This window comes from Halomonas getboli, from assembly GCF_023094245.1.
GTDB classification, from domain to species: domain Bacteria; phylum Pseudomonadota; class Gammaproteobacteria; order Pseudomonadales; family Halomonadaceae; genus Halomonas; species Halomonas getboli.
The window spans coordinates 102,925-120,438 of sequence record NZ_JALMEW010000004.1; the positions used below are offsets into that span (position 1 = coordinate 102,925).

The 17,514-nt window shown below is 67.7% G+C and carries 14 protein-coding genes; all 14 read left to right on the plus strand.

The genetic code is table 11. The features are described 5' to 3' along the window. Nucleotides 1-230 precede the first annotated feature (230 nt). The 14 genes from MYL53_RS09905 to MYL53_RS09970 all read left to right on the plus strand — a co-directional run bounded on the left by MYL53_RS09905 (nucleotide 231) and on the right by MYL53_RS09970 (nucleotide 17,509). Nucleotides 231-1,157 carry a LysR family transcriptional regulator gene (locus MYL53_RS09905; RefSeq protein ID WP_247853624.1) on the plus strand — a complete coding sequence of 309 codons (927 nt, stop codon included), beginning with the start codon at nucleotides 231-233 and terminating at the stop codon, nucleotides 1,155-1,157. A gap of 94 nt (nucleotides 1,158-1,251) precedes the next feature. Then, a complete protein-coding gene (locus MYL53_RS09910) occupies nucleotides 1,252-1,467 on the plus strand; it encodes a DUF1656 domain-containing protein (protein WP_247853625.1) in 216 nt (71 codons plus the stop codon). Nucleotides 1,468-1,469: 2 nt separating this feature from the next. Next, nucleotides 1,470-2,342 carry an efflux RND transporter periplasmic adaptor subunit gene (locus MYL53_RS09915; protein WP_247853626.1) on the plus strand — a complete coding sequence of 291 codons (873 nt, stop codon included), beginning with the start codon at nucleotides 1,470-1,472 and terminating at the stop codon, nucleotides 2,340-2,342. Nucleotides 2,343-2,348: 6 nt separating this feature from the next. Beyond that, entirely contained in the window at nucleotides 2,349-4,406 is a 2,058-nt protein-coding gene (locus MYL53_RS09920) for an FUSC family protein (protein WP_247853627.1), read from the plus strand. Between the two features lie 71 nt (nucleotides 4,407-4,477). Further along, nucleotides 4,478-5,353 carry an AEC family transporter gene (locus MYL53_RS09925; RefSeq protein WP_247853628.1) on the plus strand — a complete coding sequence of 292 codons (876 nt, stop codon included), beginning with the start codon at nucleotides 4,478-4,480 and terminating at the stop codon, nucleotides 5,351-5,353. Between the two features lie 351 nt (nucleotides 5,354-5,704). Then, nucleotides 5,705-6,907 carry a quaternary amine ABC transporter ATP-binding protein gene (locus MYL53_RS09930; protein WP_247853629.1) on the plus strand — a complete coding sequence of 401 codons (1,203 nt, stop codon included), beginning with the start codon at nucleotides 5,705-5,707 and terminating at the stop codon, nucleotides 6,905-6,907. A 5-nt stretch (nucleotides 6,908-6,912) separates the two neighbouring features. After that, complete coding sequence (locus tag MYL53_RS09935) at nucleotides 6,913-7,746, plus strand: ABC transporter permease (RefSeq protein WP_345740373.1); 834 nt, start codon at nucleotides 6,913-6,915, stop codon at nucleotides 7,744-7,746. A gap of 84 nt (nucleotides 7,747-7,830) precedes the next feature. Next, the gene (locus MYL53_RS09940; protein WP_247853631.1) at nucleotides 7,831-8,691 is read left to right on the plus strand and encodes a glycine betaine ABC transporter substrate-binding protein; all 861 of its coding nucleotides are present in this window, start codon (nucleotides 7,831-7,833) and stop codon (nucleotides 8,689-8,691) included. Nucleotides 8,692-9,020: 329 nt separating this feature from the next. Then, nucleotides 9,021-9,443, plus strand: a complete 423-nt coding sequence (locus tag MYL53_RS09945) for a universal stress protein (protein WP_247853632.1) — start codon at nucleotides 9,021-9,023, stop codon at nucleotides 9,441-9,443. Between the two features lie 42 nt (nucleotides 9,444-9,485). Then, nucleotides 9,486-11,144, plus strand: coding sequence for a BCCT family transporter (locus tag MYL53_RS09950; RefSeq protein WP_247853633.1), 1,659 nt, complete (start codon nucleotides 9,486-9,488; stop codon nucleotides 11,142-11,144). Nucleotides 11,145-11,656: 512 nt separating this feature from the next. Further along, nucleotides 11,657-13,003, plus strand: coding sequence for a UDP-glucose dehydrogenase family protein (locus tag MYL53_RS09955; protein ID WP_247853634.1), 1,347 nt, complete (start codon nucleotides 11,657-11,659; stop codon nucleotides 13,001-13,003). Between the two features lie 9 nt (nucleotides 13,004-13,012). Then, nucleotides 13,013-14,935 (plus strand): glycosyltransferase, encoded by a 1,923-nt coding sequence (locus MYL53_RS09960; protein WP_247853635.1) that lies wholly within the window; start codon nucleotides 13,013-13,015, stop codon nucleotides 14,933-14,935. 46 nt (nucleotides 14,936-14,981) lie between these two features. Beyond that, nucleotides 14,982-16,559 (plus strand): PilZ domain-containing protein, encoded by a 1,578-nt coding sequence (locus MYL53_RS09965; protein WP_247853636.1) that lies wholly within the window; start codon nucleotides 14,982-14,984, stop codon nucleotides 16,557-16,559. Between the two features lie 65 nt (nucleotides 16,560-16,624). Further along, nucleotides 16,625-17,509 carry a polysaccharide lyase gene (locus MYL53_RS09970; RefSeq protein ID WP_247853637.1) on the plus strand — a complete coding sequence of 295 codons (885 nt, stop codon included), beginning with the start codon at nucleotides 16,625-16,627 and terminating at the stop codon, nucleotides 17,507-17,509. The last annotated feature ends 5 nt before the right edge of the window (nucleotides 17,510-17,514 follow it).

The following is a 17,514-nucleotide window of genomic DNA, read 5'->3' on the forward strand; positions in this document are numbered from 1 at the left end:
GGCTTTATATTGAATAAGAATTTTTATCATTAAGATTCTTCCACACTCTCCCGCTCAGATCACCGCACGTCGCGTTGCGCGATCCGCAACGCCGCCCTTCCCCCTTCCATCACGGCTCTCTCCATCACGACGCTCCCGCCCAGCCTCAAAAAATCCAAATATCAACGATAATGATTTTCAACCACACAGTTGCTAGGATGGCCGCTCCGTCCGCACCCACGCTTCATGCCATGCACAATGCCGATGAACTGCTCGCCTTCGCCGACGTCATGGAAAGCGGCAGCCTGACCCTCAGCGCCCGTCGCCTGGGCGTGGCGAAGTCGACCCTCAGCCGCCGCCTCCAGCAGCTCGAGACCCGGCTCGGCCAGCCGCTGATGCGGCGCCAGTCGAACCGCCTGGAGCCCACCGAGGCGGGCCGCGTCTACCATGACTACTGCCTGCGGCTGATTGCCCTGGCCGACAAGGGCCGCCAGGCCCTGGACGAGCTGCGCGAGGAGATCAGCGGCGAGCTGACGCTGGAGGTCCACGAGGCACTGGCACGCAGCTGGGTGGGGCCCGCCCTCGACGAATTCATGGCGCGCCATCCCGGGCTCACGCTGAACCTGGCCACTCGCGAGCGGCTGCCACATGGCGCCGCCGGTACCTCGGTGGTGGTGTGGTACGGCGAGGTCGGCGAGACCGCCCTGCGCCATGAGCCGGTGGCCCGGCTGTCCCGCGGGCTCTACGCCCATCCCGACTACCTGGCCCGCCACGGCACGCCGCAACATCCGCGCGACCTCGACGACCATGCCTGGATCGACCTGCTCGGCGAGGCCACGCGCGGCCTGGTGCTGCGCCATGCGCGGCAGGGGGAATACGACGTCTGCCCGCCCGGCTCGCGGCTGCGCGTCGACCGCCTGCTGCTGCACGCCGACGCCATCGCCCGCGGCCAAGGCCTGGGCATCCTGCCGGAGTGGATGGCCGAACGCCGCCGCTCGGCCCATCCCGACCAGCTGGTGCGCTGCCTGCCCGAGTGGCAGGCCCCGGCGATGCCGGTGTCGCTGCTCTATCCCCACGGGCATCGGCCGCGCAAGGTCTCGGCGCTGCTCGAGTTCCTGCGCCAGAGCCGCCCCAGCGGCTGGCCGACCTCGCTCGATGCCTGCCCGGCCGACGCCTGAGCCGCTCGCCACTCTGGCGGCGAGCGCCCGTCATCGTGCCTCCAACGGCCGCGATTGCTAGAATGGAGACCTTAACGACGCTCAAGGAGCGAGCATGGGACTTCGCGAAATCGCCGTCGGCGGCCTCTACCTCTCTCCCCTGCTGCTGTATGCCCTGCTCGGCTTCGGCGCCACGCTGCTGATCCGCGCGGCGCTCTATCGGCTGCTGGGCGCGAACCGGCTGTGGTTCGAGGCCTGGTTCGACACCTCGCTGTTCGTGATCTGCACCGCCGTCATCGCCTACCTCTCTTCCGCCACCGGGAACGTCTGAACATGCGCACCCTGCTACGCAGCCTCGTCACCCTGGTCGTCGTCGCCCTGGCCATCGCCGCCGGCCTGTGGCTGTGGCACTACTACCTCTATACCCCCTGGACCCGCGACGGCCGCGTCCGCGCCGAAGTGATCACCGTCGCCCCCGACGTCTCCGGCCGCGTGGTGTCGCTGCCGGTCGGCGACAACCAGCACGTGGACGCCGGCGAGACGCTGTTCCAGATCGATCAGGCGCGCTACCGCACGGCGGTGGAAAAGGCCCAGGCGGTGGTCGCCCAGCGCCAGGCCGAGCTCAAGCAGAGCCAGGACGAGGCCTCGCGGCGCAGCCGCCTGAGCCGGCAGGCGATCAGCGCCGAGGGCCAGGAGACGGCCCGCATCAACCGCCAGGTGGCCAGCGCCACCCTCGACCAGGCCAAGAGCGAGCTCGCCAGCGCGCAACTCGACCTGGAACGCACCACGGTCAAGGCGCCGGCGGCGGGCCATGTGCTCAACCTGCAGTTCACCGAAGGCAACTACGTCAGCGCCGGCGAGGACGCGATGGCGCTGATCAAGGACGGCTCCTACTTCGTCACCGGCTACTTCGAGGAAACCAAGACGCCGCACTTCTCGGTCGGCGACCCGGCCAAGGTGATCCTGATGAGCGGCGACACCGAGCTCGAGGGCCACGTCGAGAGCATCGGTCGCGCCATCGCCGACGACAACACCACGCCCAACAGCCAGCTGCTGCCCCAGGTGCAGCCGACCTTCAGCTGGGTGCGTCTGGCCCAGCGCATCCCGGTGCGCATCGCCCTGGACGACATCCCCGAGGGCACGATTCTGAGCGCCGGGATGACCGCGTCGGTTTATGTAGAGCCGAACGCCGAACCGGCGGAGTAACGGCGCATGTCGCCCTGGCTACAGGCTTATCTGACCCCCAGCGCCGAGTCGGTGAAGTTCGCCGTGAAGGCGACACTGGCGATGCTGCTGGCGCTCTACGCGGCGCTGTGGTGCGACCTGGATCGGCCCTACTGGGCGTTGATCTCGGCGGCTTTCCTGCAGGTCCGCCCGATGAGCGGCATGGTGATCGAGAAGGGGCTCAGCCAGATCAGCGGCACCCTCGTCGGCTGCGGCGCCGGCATCACCATCATGGCCCTGTTCGCCCAGGCACCGATTCCGGCGCTGGCCACCCTGACGGTGTGGATCATGACCTGCACCTATGGCAGCTCGCTGCTGCGCAACAACGCCTCCTACGGCTGCATCATGGGGGCCGTCACGGCCATGCTGATCGTGGTGATCGGCGCCAGCCGGCCCGACGGCATCTTCGCCATCGCCGTGGCGCGGCTCTCCGAGCTATCGCTGGGCGCGGTGTGCGCCACCCTGGTCAGCGCGCTGCTGTGGCCGATCAAGGTCGGCGATCATCTTGGCCGGCAGGCCGACGAGGTGGTCAACCAGGCCTTTCAGCATGCCGCCCTGCGACTGACCGATTCGAACGATCTGAACGCGCTCCAGGACACCCTGACCCAGAGCCTGGAGCCGCTCACCCAGCTCGAGACCGACAGCCAGGCCGCCCGCTACGAGGGCCCTGAGGGGCCGGGGCGGATTCGCGCCAGCCACGTGCTGACCCGCCGCAGCCTGCGACTGATGGCGACCCTGCACGCCCTGCAGCAGATCCTGCATCACTACGGCGAGCGCATCTCCCCGGCGATCCATCGGCTGGCCCGCGAGCTCGCCGAAGGCTTCCGCGAGTCGGCGGAGGTCAGTGGCGTCGCCCCCGCCCAGCGCCGCCTGCATGCCCTGCGTCACCGGGTGAAGGACTGCCCCGACGAGAACTGGACGCCCCTCGAGCAGCGCTGCCTGCTGGGCATGCGCGAGGCGCTGGGCCACGCCGTGGTGATGCTCGATGCGCGAGATGCCATCACCCATCCGGGGCGCGTCAAGCTGCGCGCGGTGGCGCTGGCCTGGCATCGCGACCATCTGGTCGCTGCCTTCAACGCCCTGCGAGCGGGGCTGATCTTCTCGCTGCTCGCCAGCTTCTGGATGGCCACCGCCTGGAACAACGGCCAGGTGGCGATGCTGCTCGGCACCCTGTTCTCGGCCTTCTTCGCCAGCCGCGACAATCCGGTGGTGATCTGCATGATGTTCGCCAAGGGCATGCTGGCGGCGATCCCCAGCGCCTTCCTGTTCGGCCACGTGCTGCTGGCCCAGGCCAGCGGTTTCCCGATGCTGGCGGCCACCTTCCTGCCGCCGCTGTTCCTCGGCCTGCTGGGCGCGGCCACGCCCCGCCTGATGGGCTACTGCCTGGCCTTCACCATCGGCAACATCCTGCTGACCATGCCCGGCAACGGCATGGACTTCTCGTTCGACAGCTTCATCAACCGCGCCATCGCGGTGATGATCGGATTGTCCGCGGTGGTCACCGGCTTCCGCCTGCTGCCCGGCTTCGGCTCAAGGCTGCGCAAACGCCGGCTGGTGGGCGCCATCGTCGGCGATCTGCGCCGGCTGACCGCACCGCCGATCCACGAGGCGGAGGCCCGTTTCGTCGGCGGCATGGCCGACCGCCTGCTGCACCTGGCCAAGCATGACGACGTCCTGCCAGAGGACCAGCGCCACCTGTTCACCCTCGGCCTGACCGGGCTCGATATCGGCTATGCCTGCCTGCAGCTGCGACGCCGCCTGGATGATCTGCCGGACGACACCCTTCACCGCGCCAAGCGGGGCTTCTTCGATGCCCTGGCCCGGGCCTATGCCGACAGCGCCAAGGGACGCTCTCCCAGCGAGGTGAAGCCGGCCGGCGAGGCGCTGACCGAGGCCGCGCGCCACCAGGCCTCGCTGAGCGAGCGCCAGCGCGCGCTGATCGCCGGCCTGGTGGAACGCCTGAACCTGTCGCTGGAGCGCCAGGCCCAGCGAGCCCTGGCCTCGCGCGACAGCGCGGCCTCGGCCGCCGCTGCCGAGCTGGCCTGATCCCCTCGGGGGCGCCTGGGGCGCCCTCGATGGGTCGCCACGTTGCTTTCACTGATTCAAGGAGACAGCGCATGTTCGCCGAACTGTTCGCCGTGATGGCGCCCGTCATCGCCGGCGCCGCCCTGGGCTTCGGCTGGGTTCGGCTCGGTCACGAATATCCGGTGGCCTTCGTCACCCGCCTGGTATTCAACATCGGTACCCCGTCGCTGGTGCTCGCTTCGCTGGCCGGCGCCGACATCGACGCCAACAGCTTCGGCCGCACCATGCTGGCCACCGCCCTGGTACTGATCGCCATGGGCGCGGCCACGCTCGTCTCCGCCCGTCTGCTGCGGCGCGACTGGCGCGTGCTGCTGGCGCCGATGATGTATCCCAACACCGGCAACATGGGCCTGCCGGTGGTGCTCTACGCCTTCGGCGAGGCCGGCTTCGCCTTCGGCATCACGGTGATGGTCACGGTCTCGCTGTTCCAGTTCACGCTGGGCACGATGATGAGCAGCCGCGGCAATCCGCTGAAGTCCCTGGCCAAGACGCCCACCGTCTACGCCATCCTGATCGCCCTGTCGCTGCTGCTCACCGATACCGCCCTGCCACCGTGGATCGCCAACAGCGTGGACCTGATCTCGGGCTTCACGGTGCCGCTGATGCTGATCACCCTCGGGGTGTCGCTGGCCAATATCCAGGTCAGGAATCTGCGCTCGGGCCTCGGCTTCTGCCTGCTGCGCCTGCCGCTGGCCGCGGGGCTGGCCTGGGGCATCGGCGCACTGCTGGGCCTGCCGCCCATGGCCCACGCCATCCTGGTGCTGCAGATGAGCATGCCGGTGGCGGTGTTCAATTATCTTTTCGCCCAGAAGGCCCGCCGCGAACCGGAATACGTGGCCAGCCTGGTGTTCTGCTCGACCCTGCTGTCGCTGCTTTATTTACCGCTGCTGCTCGCGTGGCTGATGTAGCCCTTCTGCCGCCAGGCCCCAGGGCCTGGCGCTACGCCTTTCCCTTTTCCTCATTACGCCCCGCCCCCGCCCTCGGCTTCTCGCGCACGCGTTTATCCGATGGCTTCGTTGACAACAACCATCCGCCCCCTTTGCCGGCCGACTATACGCGCACGCAGGCCACGTGGGGCCTCGTTTCCCCCCGTTTCTAAGACATTCGGCGAATTTGAAACGTGTGTATCATCAACGGTAGGGTATTGCGCTTTATTTCGCGTCAACGCAGGCGACTGGCATCCTTGCGCCACGTTTGATCCCATTCTTCGCCCGACCCTGCGATCCGTCGCAGCCGCGGGCGCACAACAAGGCTCGCCCATGAGTGACAACCGAAACGTCAAGATTCGGGTGCGCAACCTCAGCAAGGTCTTCGGCGCTCAGCCGAAGAAGGCGCTGGAGCTGCGTGACCAGGGACTGAAGCGTCCCGAAATCCTCGACAAGACCGGCCAGACCCTCGGCCTGTCGAACATCGACTTCGATGTCTACGAGGGGGAACTGCTGGTGATCATGGGGCTGTCCGGTTCCGGCAAGTCGACCCTGATCCGCTGCCTCAACCGCCTGATCGATCCCACCGAGGGCGAAATCGTCATCGACGGGCAGAACATCCCGAGCCTCAAGGAGAAGGAGCTGCTGGAATGCCGCCGCCGCCACTTCTCCATGGTGTTCCAGAACTTTGCCCTGTTCCCCCACCGCACCGTGCAGCAGAACGCCGAGTTCGGCCTCGAGATCCGCGGCATCGATGCCAAGGAGCGCACCGAGACCGCGCGCAATGCGCTCAAGCAGGTCGGCCTGGAGGGCTGGGAAGACGCCTATCCCCGTCAGCTCTCCGGCGGCATGCAGCAGCGCGTCGGCCTGGCCCGCGCCCTGGCCAACGACGCCAGCGTACTGCTGATGGACGAGGCCTTCTCGGCGCTCGATCCGCTGATTCGCGGTGACATGCAGCAGGAGCTGCTGCAGCTCCAGCACCGCATGAAGAAGACCACCGTCTTCATCACCCATGACCTCGACGAGGCGCTGAGCATCGGCGACCGCATCGTGCTGCTCAAGGACGGCGAGGTGGTGCAGATCGGCACCCCCGAGGAGATCCTCACCAAGCCCGCCGACGACTACGTGCGCCGCTTCATCGAGGGCGTCGACAAGTCGCGCATCCTCAGCGCCGAGAGCGCCATGCGCAAGGTCCGCTCCACGGTGCGTGACACCGACGGCCCGCGCACCGCACTGCGCAAGATGCGCGACCACAGCCTCGATTCCATCTACATCCTCGACCGCGATCGCCGCCTGATCGGCCTGATCGACGCCGACGCCGCCAGCCAGGCGCTGGAAGACGGCAAGCAGACCGTCACCGAGGTGATGACCCAGGACTTCCGCAAGGTCACCCGCGACGAACCGCTGCACAACCTGTTCGCCATGTTCAGCGAGAACCGCTTCCCCATCGCCGTGGTGGATGACGACCAGGTGCTTCAAGGCGTGGTGGTGAAAGGCGCCGTCCTCGACGAACTCGCACAGGCAGGAGATCACTGATGGCTATCGAATTTCCGCGCATCCCGCTGGGCGACTGGATCGAGAATGGCCTGAACTGGCTGACCAGCGAATACTCGGGCGTGACCCGCGGCATCTCCGGTATCACCCAGACCGGCATCGACGGCCTCAACGATGCCCTGATGTGGCTGCCCGACTGGTCGCTGCTGGTGATCATCGCCGGCCTGTGCTGGTGGCTGGCCAACATCCGCCTGGCCATCGGTGCCGTGGCCGGCCTGGCGCTGATCATGGACCTGGGCCTGTGGGATCCGATGATCGAAACCCTGACCCTGGTGGTGATCGCCACCCTGGTAGCGGTGGTCATCGCGCTGCCGGTGGGCATCGCCGCGGCACTCTCCGAGCGGCTCTACAAGACGATCATGCCAGTGCTGGACTTCATGCAGACCATGCCGGCCTTCGTCTACCTGATCCCGGCGATTCCGTTCTTCGGCATCGGCTCGGTCTCGGCGATCTTCGCCACCGTGATCTTCTCCATGCCGCCGGCGATCCGCTTCACCACTCTGGGCATCCGCCAGGTGCCCACCGAGCTGGTGGAAGCCGCCGACGCCTACGGCGCCACCCGCGGCCAGAAGCTGTTCAAGGTGCAGCTGCCGCTGTCGCTGCCCACGGTGATGGCCGGCATCAACCAGACCATCATGCTGGCACTGTCGATGGTGGTCATCGCCGCCATGATCGGCGCCGACGGCCTGGGCAGCGAGGTCTGGCGCGCCATTCAACGGCTGCGCCCGGGCGACGGCTTCGAGGCCGGCATCGCCGTGGTGATTCTGGCCATGCTGCTGGACCGCCTGACCCAGTCGCTGCGCAAGCAGGGCAAGGGCTGACGCCAAGCCGTTGACGGCCGCCGGTTGAATCCGGCGGCCTGACTAAGCAAGCTCATCAATGCATTCCTAAGGGAGATAACGACAATGCTGAAGCAACCGATGCGCCTCGCCGGCCTGGCCCTGATCGCCGGTGCCAACCTGACCGCCGCCACGGCCCAGGCCCAGGACAAGGGCACCGTTCACCTGTCCTACGTCGAATGGTCGTCCACCGTCGCCTCCACCAACGTGATGCGCGCGGTGCTGGAGCAGGCCGGCTATGACGTCGAGATGTCCTCGCTGTCCGCCGCCGCCATGTGGCAGTCCGTCGCCACCGGCGATACCGACGCCTTCCTCGCCGGCTGGCTGCCGACCACCCACGAGGACTACTACGCGCGCCTCAAGGACCAGCTGGTCGACACCGGCGTGAACCTGGACGGCACCAAGCTCGGCCTGGTGGTCCCGGCCTACAGCGAGGCCAACTCCATCGCCGATCTCAACCAGTACGCCGACGACTTCGACGGCAAGCTAACCGGCATCGATCCGGGCGCCGGCATCATGCGCCTGACCGAGGAAGCCGTCGATGCCTACGACCTCGACCTGGACCTGCAGAGCGGCAGCGGCGCCACCATGGCCGCGGCCCTGAAGAGCGCCATCGACAACCACGAAGAGATCGCGGTGACCGGCTGGACGCCGCACTGGATGTTCGCACGCTGGGACCTCAAGTATCTCGAGGATCCCAAGAACGTCTACGGCGGCGCCGAGCAGATCCACACCATCGTGCGCCAGGGCCTCGAGGAAGACATGCCGGAGGCCTATGCCATCCTGGATGCCTTCCACTGGACCGCCGAAGACATGGGCGAAGTCATGCTCATGAACCAGGAAGAAGACTCCGATCCCTACGAGAACGCCAAGCAGTGGGTCGAGGAGCACCAGGACCTGGTCCAGGAGTGGCTGCCGCAGAGCTGATCCTGGTCCACCGGGAAGGGCTTTGCCATTGGGGGAGATGCCGGCGCGGCATCTCCCCCGTGCGTATGCGATGCACTCTTTCCACGTCGAGTACGCTGCCGGAACCGAATGCGTCGCAAATCGACGGTTATCAGTCCTTTCCCATTTGATTAGAATCGCTTATCCGATCGGGCCGCGGCCCCTCGGAACATAAGGAAAACAAGGGAAAGCGTGCCCCCTGACGACACCGATAGCGAGCCCGCCGCCGTTGAAAGCGCGGCTCCCACAAACGTCGACCAGCGGCCACACTGAGCGTGTGAGCGCGGACGCAACCCACAAGGAGCGCAGGCATGTTCAAGAAGATACTGGTGCCGGTGGACCTGGCACACCCCGACGTGTTCGAACCATCGCTGCAGGTCGTCGCCGATCAGGCCAGGCACTACGATGCCGAGGTCTGCTACGTGGCGGTCATCGCCAATACCCCGGGCAGCGTGGCCCGTACCCCGGACGAGTACCAGCAGAAGCTGGAGGCCTTCGCCCAGGAACGCGCCCAGGTGCACGGCCAGCCGGTCAACGCCAAGGCGATCGTCTGCCCCGACCCCATCGCCGACCTGGATGATGTCCTGGTCGAGGCGATCGACGATCTGGGCGCCGATCTGGTGATCATGCAGACGCATCCCCCGAAGCACCTGGATGTCGTGCTTCCTTCTCATGGCGGCAAGATCGCCACCCATACGCGGGCATCGGTGTTCCTGGTTCGCCCCCAGGGCTGATGCCCTCCCACTCGTTCTTCGACGTCCACAAGGAGAGATCCCGTGACGAACGACAACAAAGCCCCGGAGTCGGCGGCCGGCGAGGGCATCCCCGCCCCCGAAGGCCCGGCTAACCTGATCGATACCGATTACGTCATCGGTCAGGACAATATCACCACCAACAAGTTCGGCCTCGATGTCGATCTGCACGGCAAGGTCTTCACCGTATCGTCGCTAGTGATCCTGATCTTCGTGATCCTGACGCTGGCCCTGCAGGCCGAGATCGAGCCGATCTTCGACGCCATCTTCAGCTTCCTGACCGGCAATCTGAGCTGGGTCTTCCTGCTCGGCGGCAACATCTTCGTGCTGGTCAGCCTGGGGATCGTGGTATCGCCGCTGGGCAAGGTGCGCATCGGCGGTGCCCATGCCACGCCGGACTTCAGCTATGCGGGCTGGTTCGCGATGCTGTTCGCCGCCGGCATGGGCATCGGCCTGATGTTCTACGGCGTGTCCGAGCCGCTGACCCACTTCGGCACCTCGATGGCCGGCACCACCGTGGAGAACGGCGTACGCACCGACTGGGCACCGCTGGGCGCCGCCGCCGGTGATGCGGCCGCCGCTCAGCGCCTGGGCATGGCCGCCACCATCTTCCACTGGGGCCTGCATCCTTGGGGCGCCTACGCCATCGTCGGCCTGGCCCTGGCGATCTTCGCCTTCAACAAGGGCCTGCCGCTGACCATCCGCTCGATCTTCTATCCGATCCTGGGCGAGCGCGTGTGGGGCTGGCCGGGACACCTGATCGACATCCTGGCGGTGTTCGCTACCCTGTTCGGCCTGGCCACCTCGCTCGGCCTCGGGGCCTCCCAGGCGGCCGCCGGCCTCAACTACCTGTTCGACGTGCCCAACAGCAACGTCACCATGGTGCTGTTGATCATGGGCATCACGGCCATCGCGCTGTGCTCGATCCTGCTGGGCGTCGACAAGGGCGTGCAGCGCCTGTCGCAGCTCAACATGGTGCTGGCCTTCCTGCTGCTGGCCTTCGTGATCGTCGTCGGCCCGACCCTGCTGATCGCCACCGGCTTCTTCAAGAACCTGGTCGCCTACGTGTCCGAACTGCCGGCACTGTCGATGCCATTCGGCCGCGACGACGCCAACTTCAGCCAGGGCTGGACCGCCTTCTACTGGGCCTGGTGGATCTCCTGGTCACCGTTCGTCGGCATGTTCATCGCCCGCGTCAGCCGCGGCCGCACCGTGCGCGAGTTCCTGATCGCCGTGCTGCTGGTGCCGACCCTGGTCTCGGTGCTGTGGATGACCGCCTTCGGCGGCACCGCCATCCACCAGGTGGTCGCCGACGGCTTCCAGGGCGTGCAGGACGCCGCGCTGGAGCTCAAGCTGTTCGTGATGCTCGGCCAGCTGCCGCTGACCGCCATCACCTCCTTCGTCGGCATCATCCTGGTGATCGTGTTCTTCGTGACCTCCTCCGACTCCGGTTCGCTGGTCATCGACTCGATCACCGCCGGCGGCAAGGTCGATGCGCCCAAGCCGCAGCGCATCTTCTGGGCCATCATCGAAGGCGCCATTGCCATCGCCCTGCTGCTGGGCGGCGGCCTGACGGCGCTGCAGACGGCGGCGGTCTCCACCGGCCTGCCCTTCACTCTCGTGCTGCTGGTCGGCTGCTACGCGCTGATCAAGGCGCTGAGAAGCGAGCCCAAGGGGACCTGATCCGTTCCTCGAGCGAGAAAAAGGCGGCCTGCGGGCCGCCTTTTTCGTTGGACGTCGGTCCCGGGCGTCACGGAATGGCGCCGATCCGGGGCGGATGTCGATACGATGCAACACCTGTACATCGGCATTGATTAATATAACATCGCTCGCCCGTCGGCCAATGACGCGCAGGCCGCGCCCGATGGGCCTTTGCGCCATTTCCCGACGGTGATGCCTGAGGGCGACAGGCCACGCCGACGGCACCCCGTACACCGCCTTTACCACCGCACCACACGGTATGTTGTCGTTTTATCGCGACGCTTTTCCCCGCCCGACACGCCGCAGACGGGTCGCCACACCCCCACACCCCGCCACCGACAAGCCTAATAAACTGACATAGAAGGTTTTTTTTCATTTCGGCCCGGCGCTTGCTGTTCCCCCTGGCAGATCCACGATCGTCCGTGACTCTTGCTCCCCGCCGGGGGCCTGGGACAGGACGTTCGTTTCCGACCACGACCAGGAGCAAGACGCCCATGAAGATCACCATCTTTGGTTCCGGATACGTAGGACTCGTCACCGGCGCCTGCCTCGCCGAAGTCGGCCATGAAGTGATGTGTGTCGATGTGGACGCCGACAAGGTGGCCCGCCTCAGCCAGGGCGAGGTGCCGATCTACGAGCCGGGCCTCGAGAGCCTGATCCACCAGAACCTGGACGCCGGCCGCCTGCATTTCACCAACGATGCCAAGGCCGCGGTCGAGTTCGGCCTGCTGCAGTTCATCGCCGTGGGCACGCCCTCCGACGAGGACGGCAGCGCCGACCTGCGCCACGTGCTCAAGGTCGCCGAGACCATCGCCACTCACATGACCGAATACCGCATTATCGTCGACAAGTCGACGGTACCGGTCGGCACCGCCGGCAAGGTGGCGGACACCGTGGCCGCGACCCTCGAAGCGCGCGGCGCGAGCCTCGACTTCGACGTCTGCTCCAACCCCGAATTCCTCAAGGAAGGCGCCGCCATCGAGGACTTCTCCCGCGGTTCGCGCATCGTGGTGGGCACCGAGTCCGAGCGCGTGCGCCAGGTCATGCGCGAGTGCTACGGGCCCTACAACCGTCAGCGCGACAAGCTGATGTTCATGGGCGTACGCAGCGCCGAACTGACCAAGTACGCCGCCAACGCCATGCTGGCCACCAAGATCAGCTTCATCAACGAGATGGCCAACCTGGCCGAGCGCCTGGGCGCCGACATCGAGGAAGTGCGCCACGGCATCGGCAGCGATCCGCGCATCGGCTACCACTTCATCTATCCGGGCTGCGGCTACGGCGGCTCCTGCTTCCCCAAGGACGTCAAGGCGCTGGCCCATACCGCCGAGGCCGCCGGCCACCCGGCGCACCTGATCAACGCCGTCGAGCAGGTCAACGCGCGCCAGAAGAGCCGCCTGTTCGAGATGCTCAGCGACGCCTTCGACGGCGACCTGGCCGGCAAGACCATCGCCCTGTGGGGTCTGGCCTTCAAGCCCAACACCGACGACATGCGCGAAGCGCCCAGCCGCGCGCTGATGGAAGCCCTGTGGCAGGCCGGCGCCCGCGTCCAGGCCTACGACCCCGAAGCCGCCGAGGAGTGCCTGCGGATCTACGGCAACCGCGAGGACCTGGACCTCACCGAGAATCGCGACGAGACCCTCGAGGGCGCTCACGCGCTGGTCATCTGCACCGAGTGGAAGGCCTTCCGCACCGTCGACTTCGCCAGGCTGCGCGAGCGCCTGATCGCTCCGGTGGTGGTCGACGGCCGCAATCTCTTCTCGCCCCAGAGCGCCCAGCAGGCCGGGCTCACCTACTACGCCATCGGTCGAGGCGCTTCCGTCCGTCCCGTCGCGTCCTGAGGCCTCGCCATGTCGAAGCTCCCTGACCACACCTCCGTCGCCAGCAAGGTGACGGAGCTCACCGCCCTGCTGCTGCTGCTGGCCCTGCTGGTGGTGCTGCTCACCGAGCTGCCGCCCGAGGTCTTCTCGCCGGCGTCGAAGAGCTTCTTCTTCGCCATCGGGGCCATCGGCGCCTGGCGCTACTCCTGGTGGTTCGTCCAGGCGTTGCGCTCGGTGTGGTACAACCGGCGCGTCTTCCCGCGGCTGCGCGCCGCGGCGGACGCCGCCGGCGAGGCCGGCAAGCCCAGCGAGCTGTACGTGCTGTGCACCTCGTTCCGCATCGACGCCGACGTCAGCTACCGGGTCTACGAGGCGCTGGTGCGCGAGGTGCGCGACTACGGCGTTCCGACCACCATCTTCGCCTCGCTGTCCGACCGCACCGACGTCGACATCATCACCCACGTGATGGACGACATGGGCTGGCCCGCCAACGTCGAGCTGCGCTACATGTTCCAGAAGGGCGATGGCAAGCGCTCGGCCATGGCCGAGGTGCTGCGCGCCATCTCGCGCCGCGCCCCGGCCCCGGACGCGCTGCTGGTCTCGATGGACGGCGACATCCTGCTCGAGCCCGACACCCTCGAGCGCTCGCTGTCGTTCTTTCGCACCAACGAGGACCTGGGCGCGCTGACCACCAACAACAGCGCCATCGTCACCGGCGGCGACGCCACCAAGGAGTGGTACGACCTGCGCTACGCCCAGCGTCACCTGGTGATGAGCTCCGGCTCGGTGTCGCGCCGGCTGCTGGTGCTGACCGGCCGCTACAGCGCCTTCCGCCTCGACCTCGCCACCCAGCCGAGCTTCATCGAGCTGGTGGAGAACGACCGCGTCGACCACTGGCGCTTCGGCAACTTCAAGTTCCTCTCGGGTGACGACAAGTCGACCTGGTACTGGCTGCTCAAGAACGGCTGGCGGATGCTCTACCTGCCGGACGTCTACGTCACCGGGTTCGAGGAGCTGCCGGACCGCCGCCGCTTCTTCAAGTCGACCACCGATCTGATGCGCCGCTGGTACGGCAACATGCTGCGCACCAGCGGCCGGGCGATCGCCCTGGGGCCGCGCCCGATGGGCATGTTCACCTGGTGGAGCCTGGTCGACCAGCGCCTCTCCATGTGGACGACCCTGATCGGCCCCACGGTGGCGATCCTGGTGACCCTGTTCGTGCGGCCCTCGTTCATCTTCGCCTACGCGCTGTGGATCCTGTTCACGCGCAGCATCTCGACGCTGATCCTGGCCTGGCAGCGCGGCCGCTTCAGCCTGCTGTGGATCCCGCTGATCTACTACAACCAGGTGTTCGGCGCCCTGCTCAAGACCTACGTCAGCTTCCGCTTCAACCGCCAGAAGTGGTCGCGTCAGGGCATCTCCGCCGGCGAGCCGAACGACCCGGTCGCGGTCCGCCGCCAGCGGCGCATGGGCCACGTGCTGCACGGCGCCTTCATCGCGGTGATGCTCTACGTGCTGGTGCTGGCCACCGGCGTGATGCAGCCGCCGGACCGCACTGCCATGGCCATCCTCGAAGGCCCCGCCGAGGCCCAGGCTGACACCGGCACCGCCAATCGCTGGCTGGCGATGATCCTCGCCGACGGCTCCGACAGCGGTGACGTCACGCTGCCGCCGGAACGCCTGGCGCTGGACGAAGGCCTGCTGGACGTCGCCGCCACCACAGAGCGCATGCGCACCGAGCGCCTCAGCGGCGCCGCCGGCGACGAGCCGACCACGCTCGAGGTCAGCCCCGGCCTGGCCCGCCACCTCCACGATGCCGACGGCCGCGCCCTGGCCCTCGACGCCGGCGAGACCGTGAGCTGCGACCCGACGCGGGGCTGCGCCCTCGAACTCGACGACCGCTCGGTTGGCCTCGTCGACCTGAACATCCGCATGCAACCCGGCCGCTCCTGACCTCGCAGGCAGCCGCCGGGGGGCACCTCCAGGAGAGAGATTCCCCATGACCGACTACTACGCCGACAACCACGATCGAAGCGAGCCCACCCTGGGCGATCAGCGCAGCGAGAATTCACGCGACATCCCCCGCGATCACGGTCGGGCCGAGCGGCGCGGTGCCGGCACCGGCCAGGCGCCCGGGGCCGGCATCGCCCACGAGCGCCGCGACGAACGCCGCTACATCCGCGTGACCCGCGCCTTCCAGGTGCAGATGGACGACGGCCAGGTGTTCGACGGCCTCGACCTCTCCCAGGGCGGTTTCGCCCTGCACAGCCGACGCCCGATCCGCGTGGGCGCCCGGGTCAAGGCCTCGCTGCTGCTGCTGGCCGGCGGCGCCGAGATGATCGTGCCCGTATCCGCCGAATGTCGTCACTGCACGGCCACCGAACAAGGCCACACCGCCGGCTTCGAGATCACCGACATCAGCCCCGGCCACCTGGAACTGCTGCGGCGCATGGTCCGCGCCAGCCTCAGCGGCCGCGAGCTCGACCTGGAAGGCCTGATGACCGGCGAGGACCCGCAGACGCCGCGCAAGCGCGGCAGCGCCGGCCAGCCGCAGCCGGCCCAGCGTCCACCCAAGCCGCTGGGCCGCTACGTGGCGTTGTTCATGGCCCTCGGCGTGCTGGGGGTGGTGGCGGCCGCCACGGCCTATCGCAACTTCATGCTGATCGAGCCGAGCTTCGCCGCCGTGACCGCGCCGCGCATCGATATCCGCGCGCCGGGGCCGGGCATCCTCCAGGCCCACGATCTCCAGGCCGGCGACCGGGTCGAGCGCGACGAGAAGCTGACCAGCGTCAAGAACGTCGACCTCGAGTCGGACCTGATCCTGGCCCAGGCCGCCCAGAGCTATAACAGCCAGCTGATCGACAACCTCCAGGAGAACCTCGACGCCGGCAACGGCCAGGTCAGCCTGGCCAACTCCGCCAAGCCGACCAACGGCGAGTCGGTGAGCTTCGAGACGGTATCGCCGGAGATCGCCCGGGCGCGCATCGACCAGTTCGAGACCGCACGCGACTTCCAGAACTCGCGGATCACCGCGCTGGAGGCCCGCCAGTCGCAGAACGAGGTCTATAGCCCCTGCGATTGCCTGGTCGCCTGGGCGCTGAGCAGCTCCGACGGCACCTACATCAACGAGAGCGAGCGCATCATGACGCTCATCCGCACCGGCGATAACGACATCATGGTCGAGGCCCTGGTGCACATGGACGACATCGACCGCATCGGCCCGGACCAGAAGGCCTACATCTCGCTGCCCAACACCGCCGGCCCGATCAGCGCCCGGGTGCGCAGCGTGGCGCTGGACATCGAACGCCAGCCGCGCGCCGGCTTCCCCAGCTGGGTACGCCAGCAGCAGAACGTGGCCAGCGTGCTGCTGGTGCCCGAGGAGCCGCTGCCGGCCGACAGCGTCGGCACCCCGGTCGACGTGCGCTTCACCGAGACCCCGCTGATCGGCACTGCCTCCGAATGGGTCTGGCAGGGCGCCCGCTCCGTCGGCCAGCTGTTCGGCGGCCTGGTCGAGCGCTTCACCGACGCCGACAACGACGAGGCACCGCTCGCCGGCGAGGAACGCCAGGCCAGCTGAGCCCAGGCATCGCTTCCCGAGAACATTCCGGCCGCCCGCGCGGCGGCCTCCGACAGGAGCCCGATATGTCAGCCGAACACGTCACCCCGAGCAAGCGCCCCCTGGCCCTGCTGATGCTGGCCCTGCTGCCCGGCCTCGGCACGCCGGCCCTGGCCGAGGGCAAGGGCCCCGCACTCACCACGCCCAGCGTGGCGGCATGCTCGACCCGCTATCCGCTGGTCGCCTCGCCTTCCCCCGCCCTGCGGGCCGAGGACGCCCAGGCCGCCATCCGCGACGGCTTCGGCACCCACCGCGACTGGGGCACCGACAACGCCGAGCGGCTCGACGCCGGCGAGACCGGCCTCGACGAGGCCGGCCTGCGCATCCACTACCCCGAGGGCACCTCGTCGCCGGGTGACACCCAGAAGGGCGGCGCAGGCTTCTACGCCGCACCGCCGGGCCTGGCCGGGGCCGAACGCGCCTGCCTGCAGTACCGGGTGCGCTTCGAGCCGGGCTTCGACTTCGTCAAGGGCGGCAAGCTGCCCGGCCTCTACGGCGGCGAGGCACCCAGCGGCGGCGAGGAGGCCGACGGCGAGAACGGCTTCTCGATGCGCTACATGTGGCGAGCCAACGGCCAGGGCGAGCTCTACGAGTATGCCGTCGACCAGCACGAGGACTACGGCAAGTCGGTCGGCCGCGGCCGCTGGCGCTTCCCCACCGGCCAGTGGGTGACCCTGGAGCAGGAGATCGTGCTCAACGATCCCGGCCAGGACAACGGCGTGGCCCGGGTGTGGGTGGACGGCCATCCGATCCTCGAGCAGCACGGCCTCACCTATCGCACCAGCGAGGCGGTGACCATCGACGGCCTGATGTTCTCGACCTTCTTCGGCGGCCACGGCAAGGACTGGCGCACGCCCCGCGATCAGTACGCCGACTTCGCCGGCTTCCGTTTCTACGCCCCCCGATCCTGATGCCG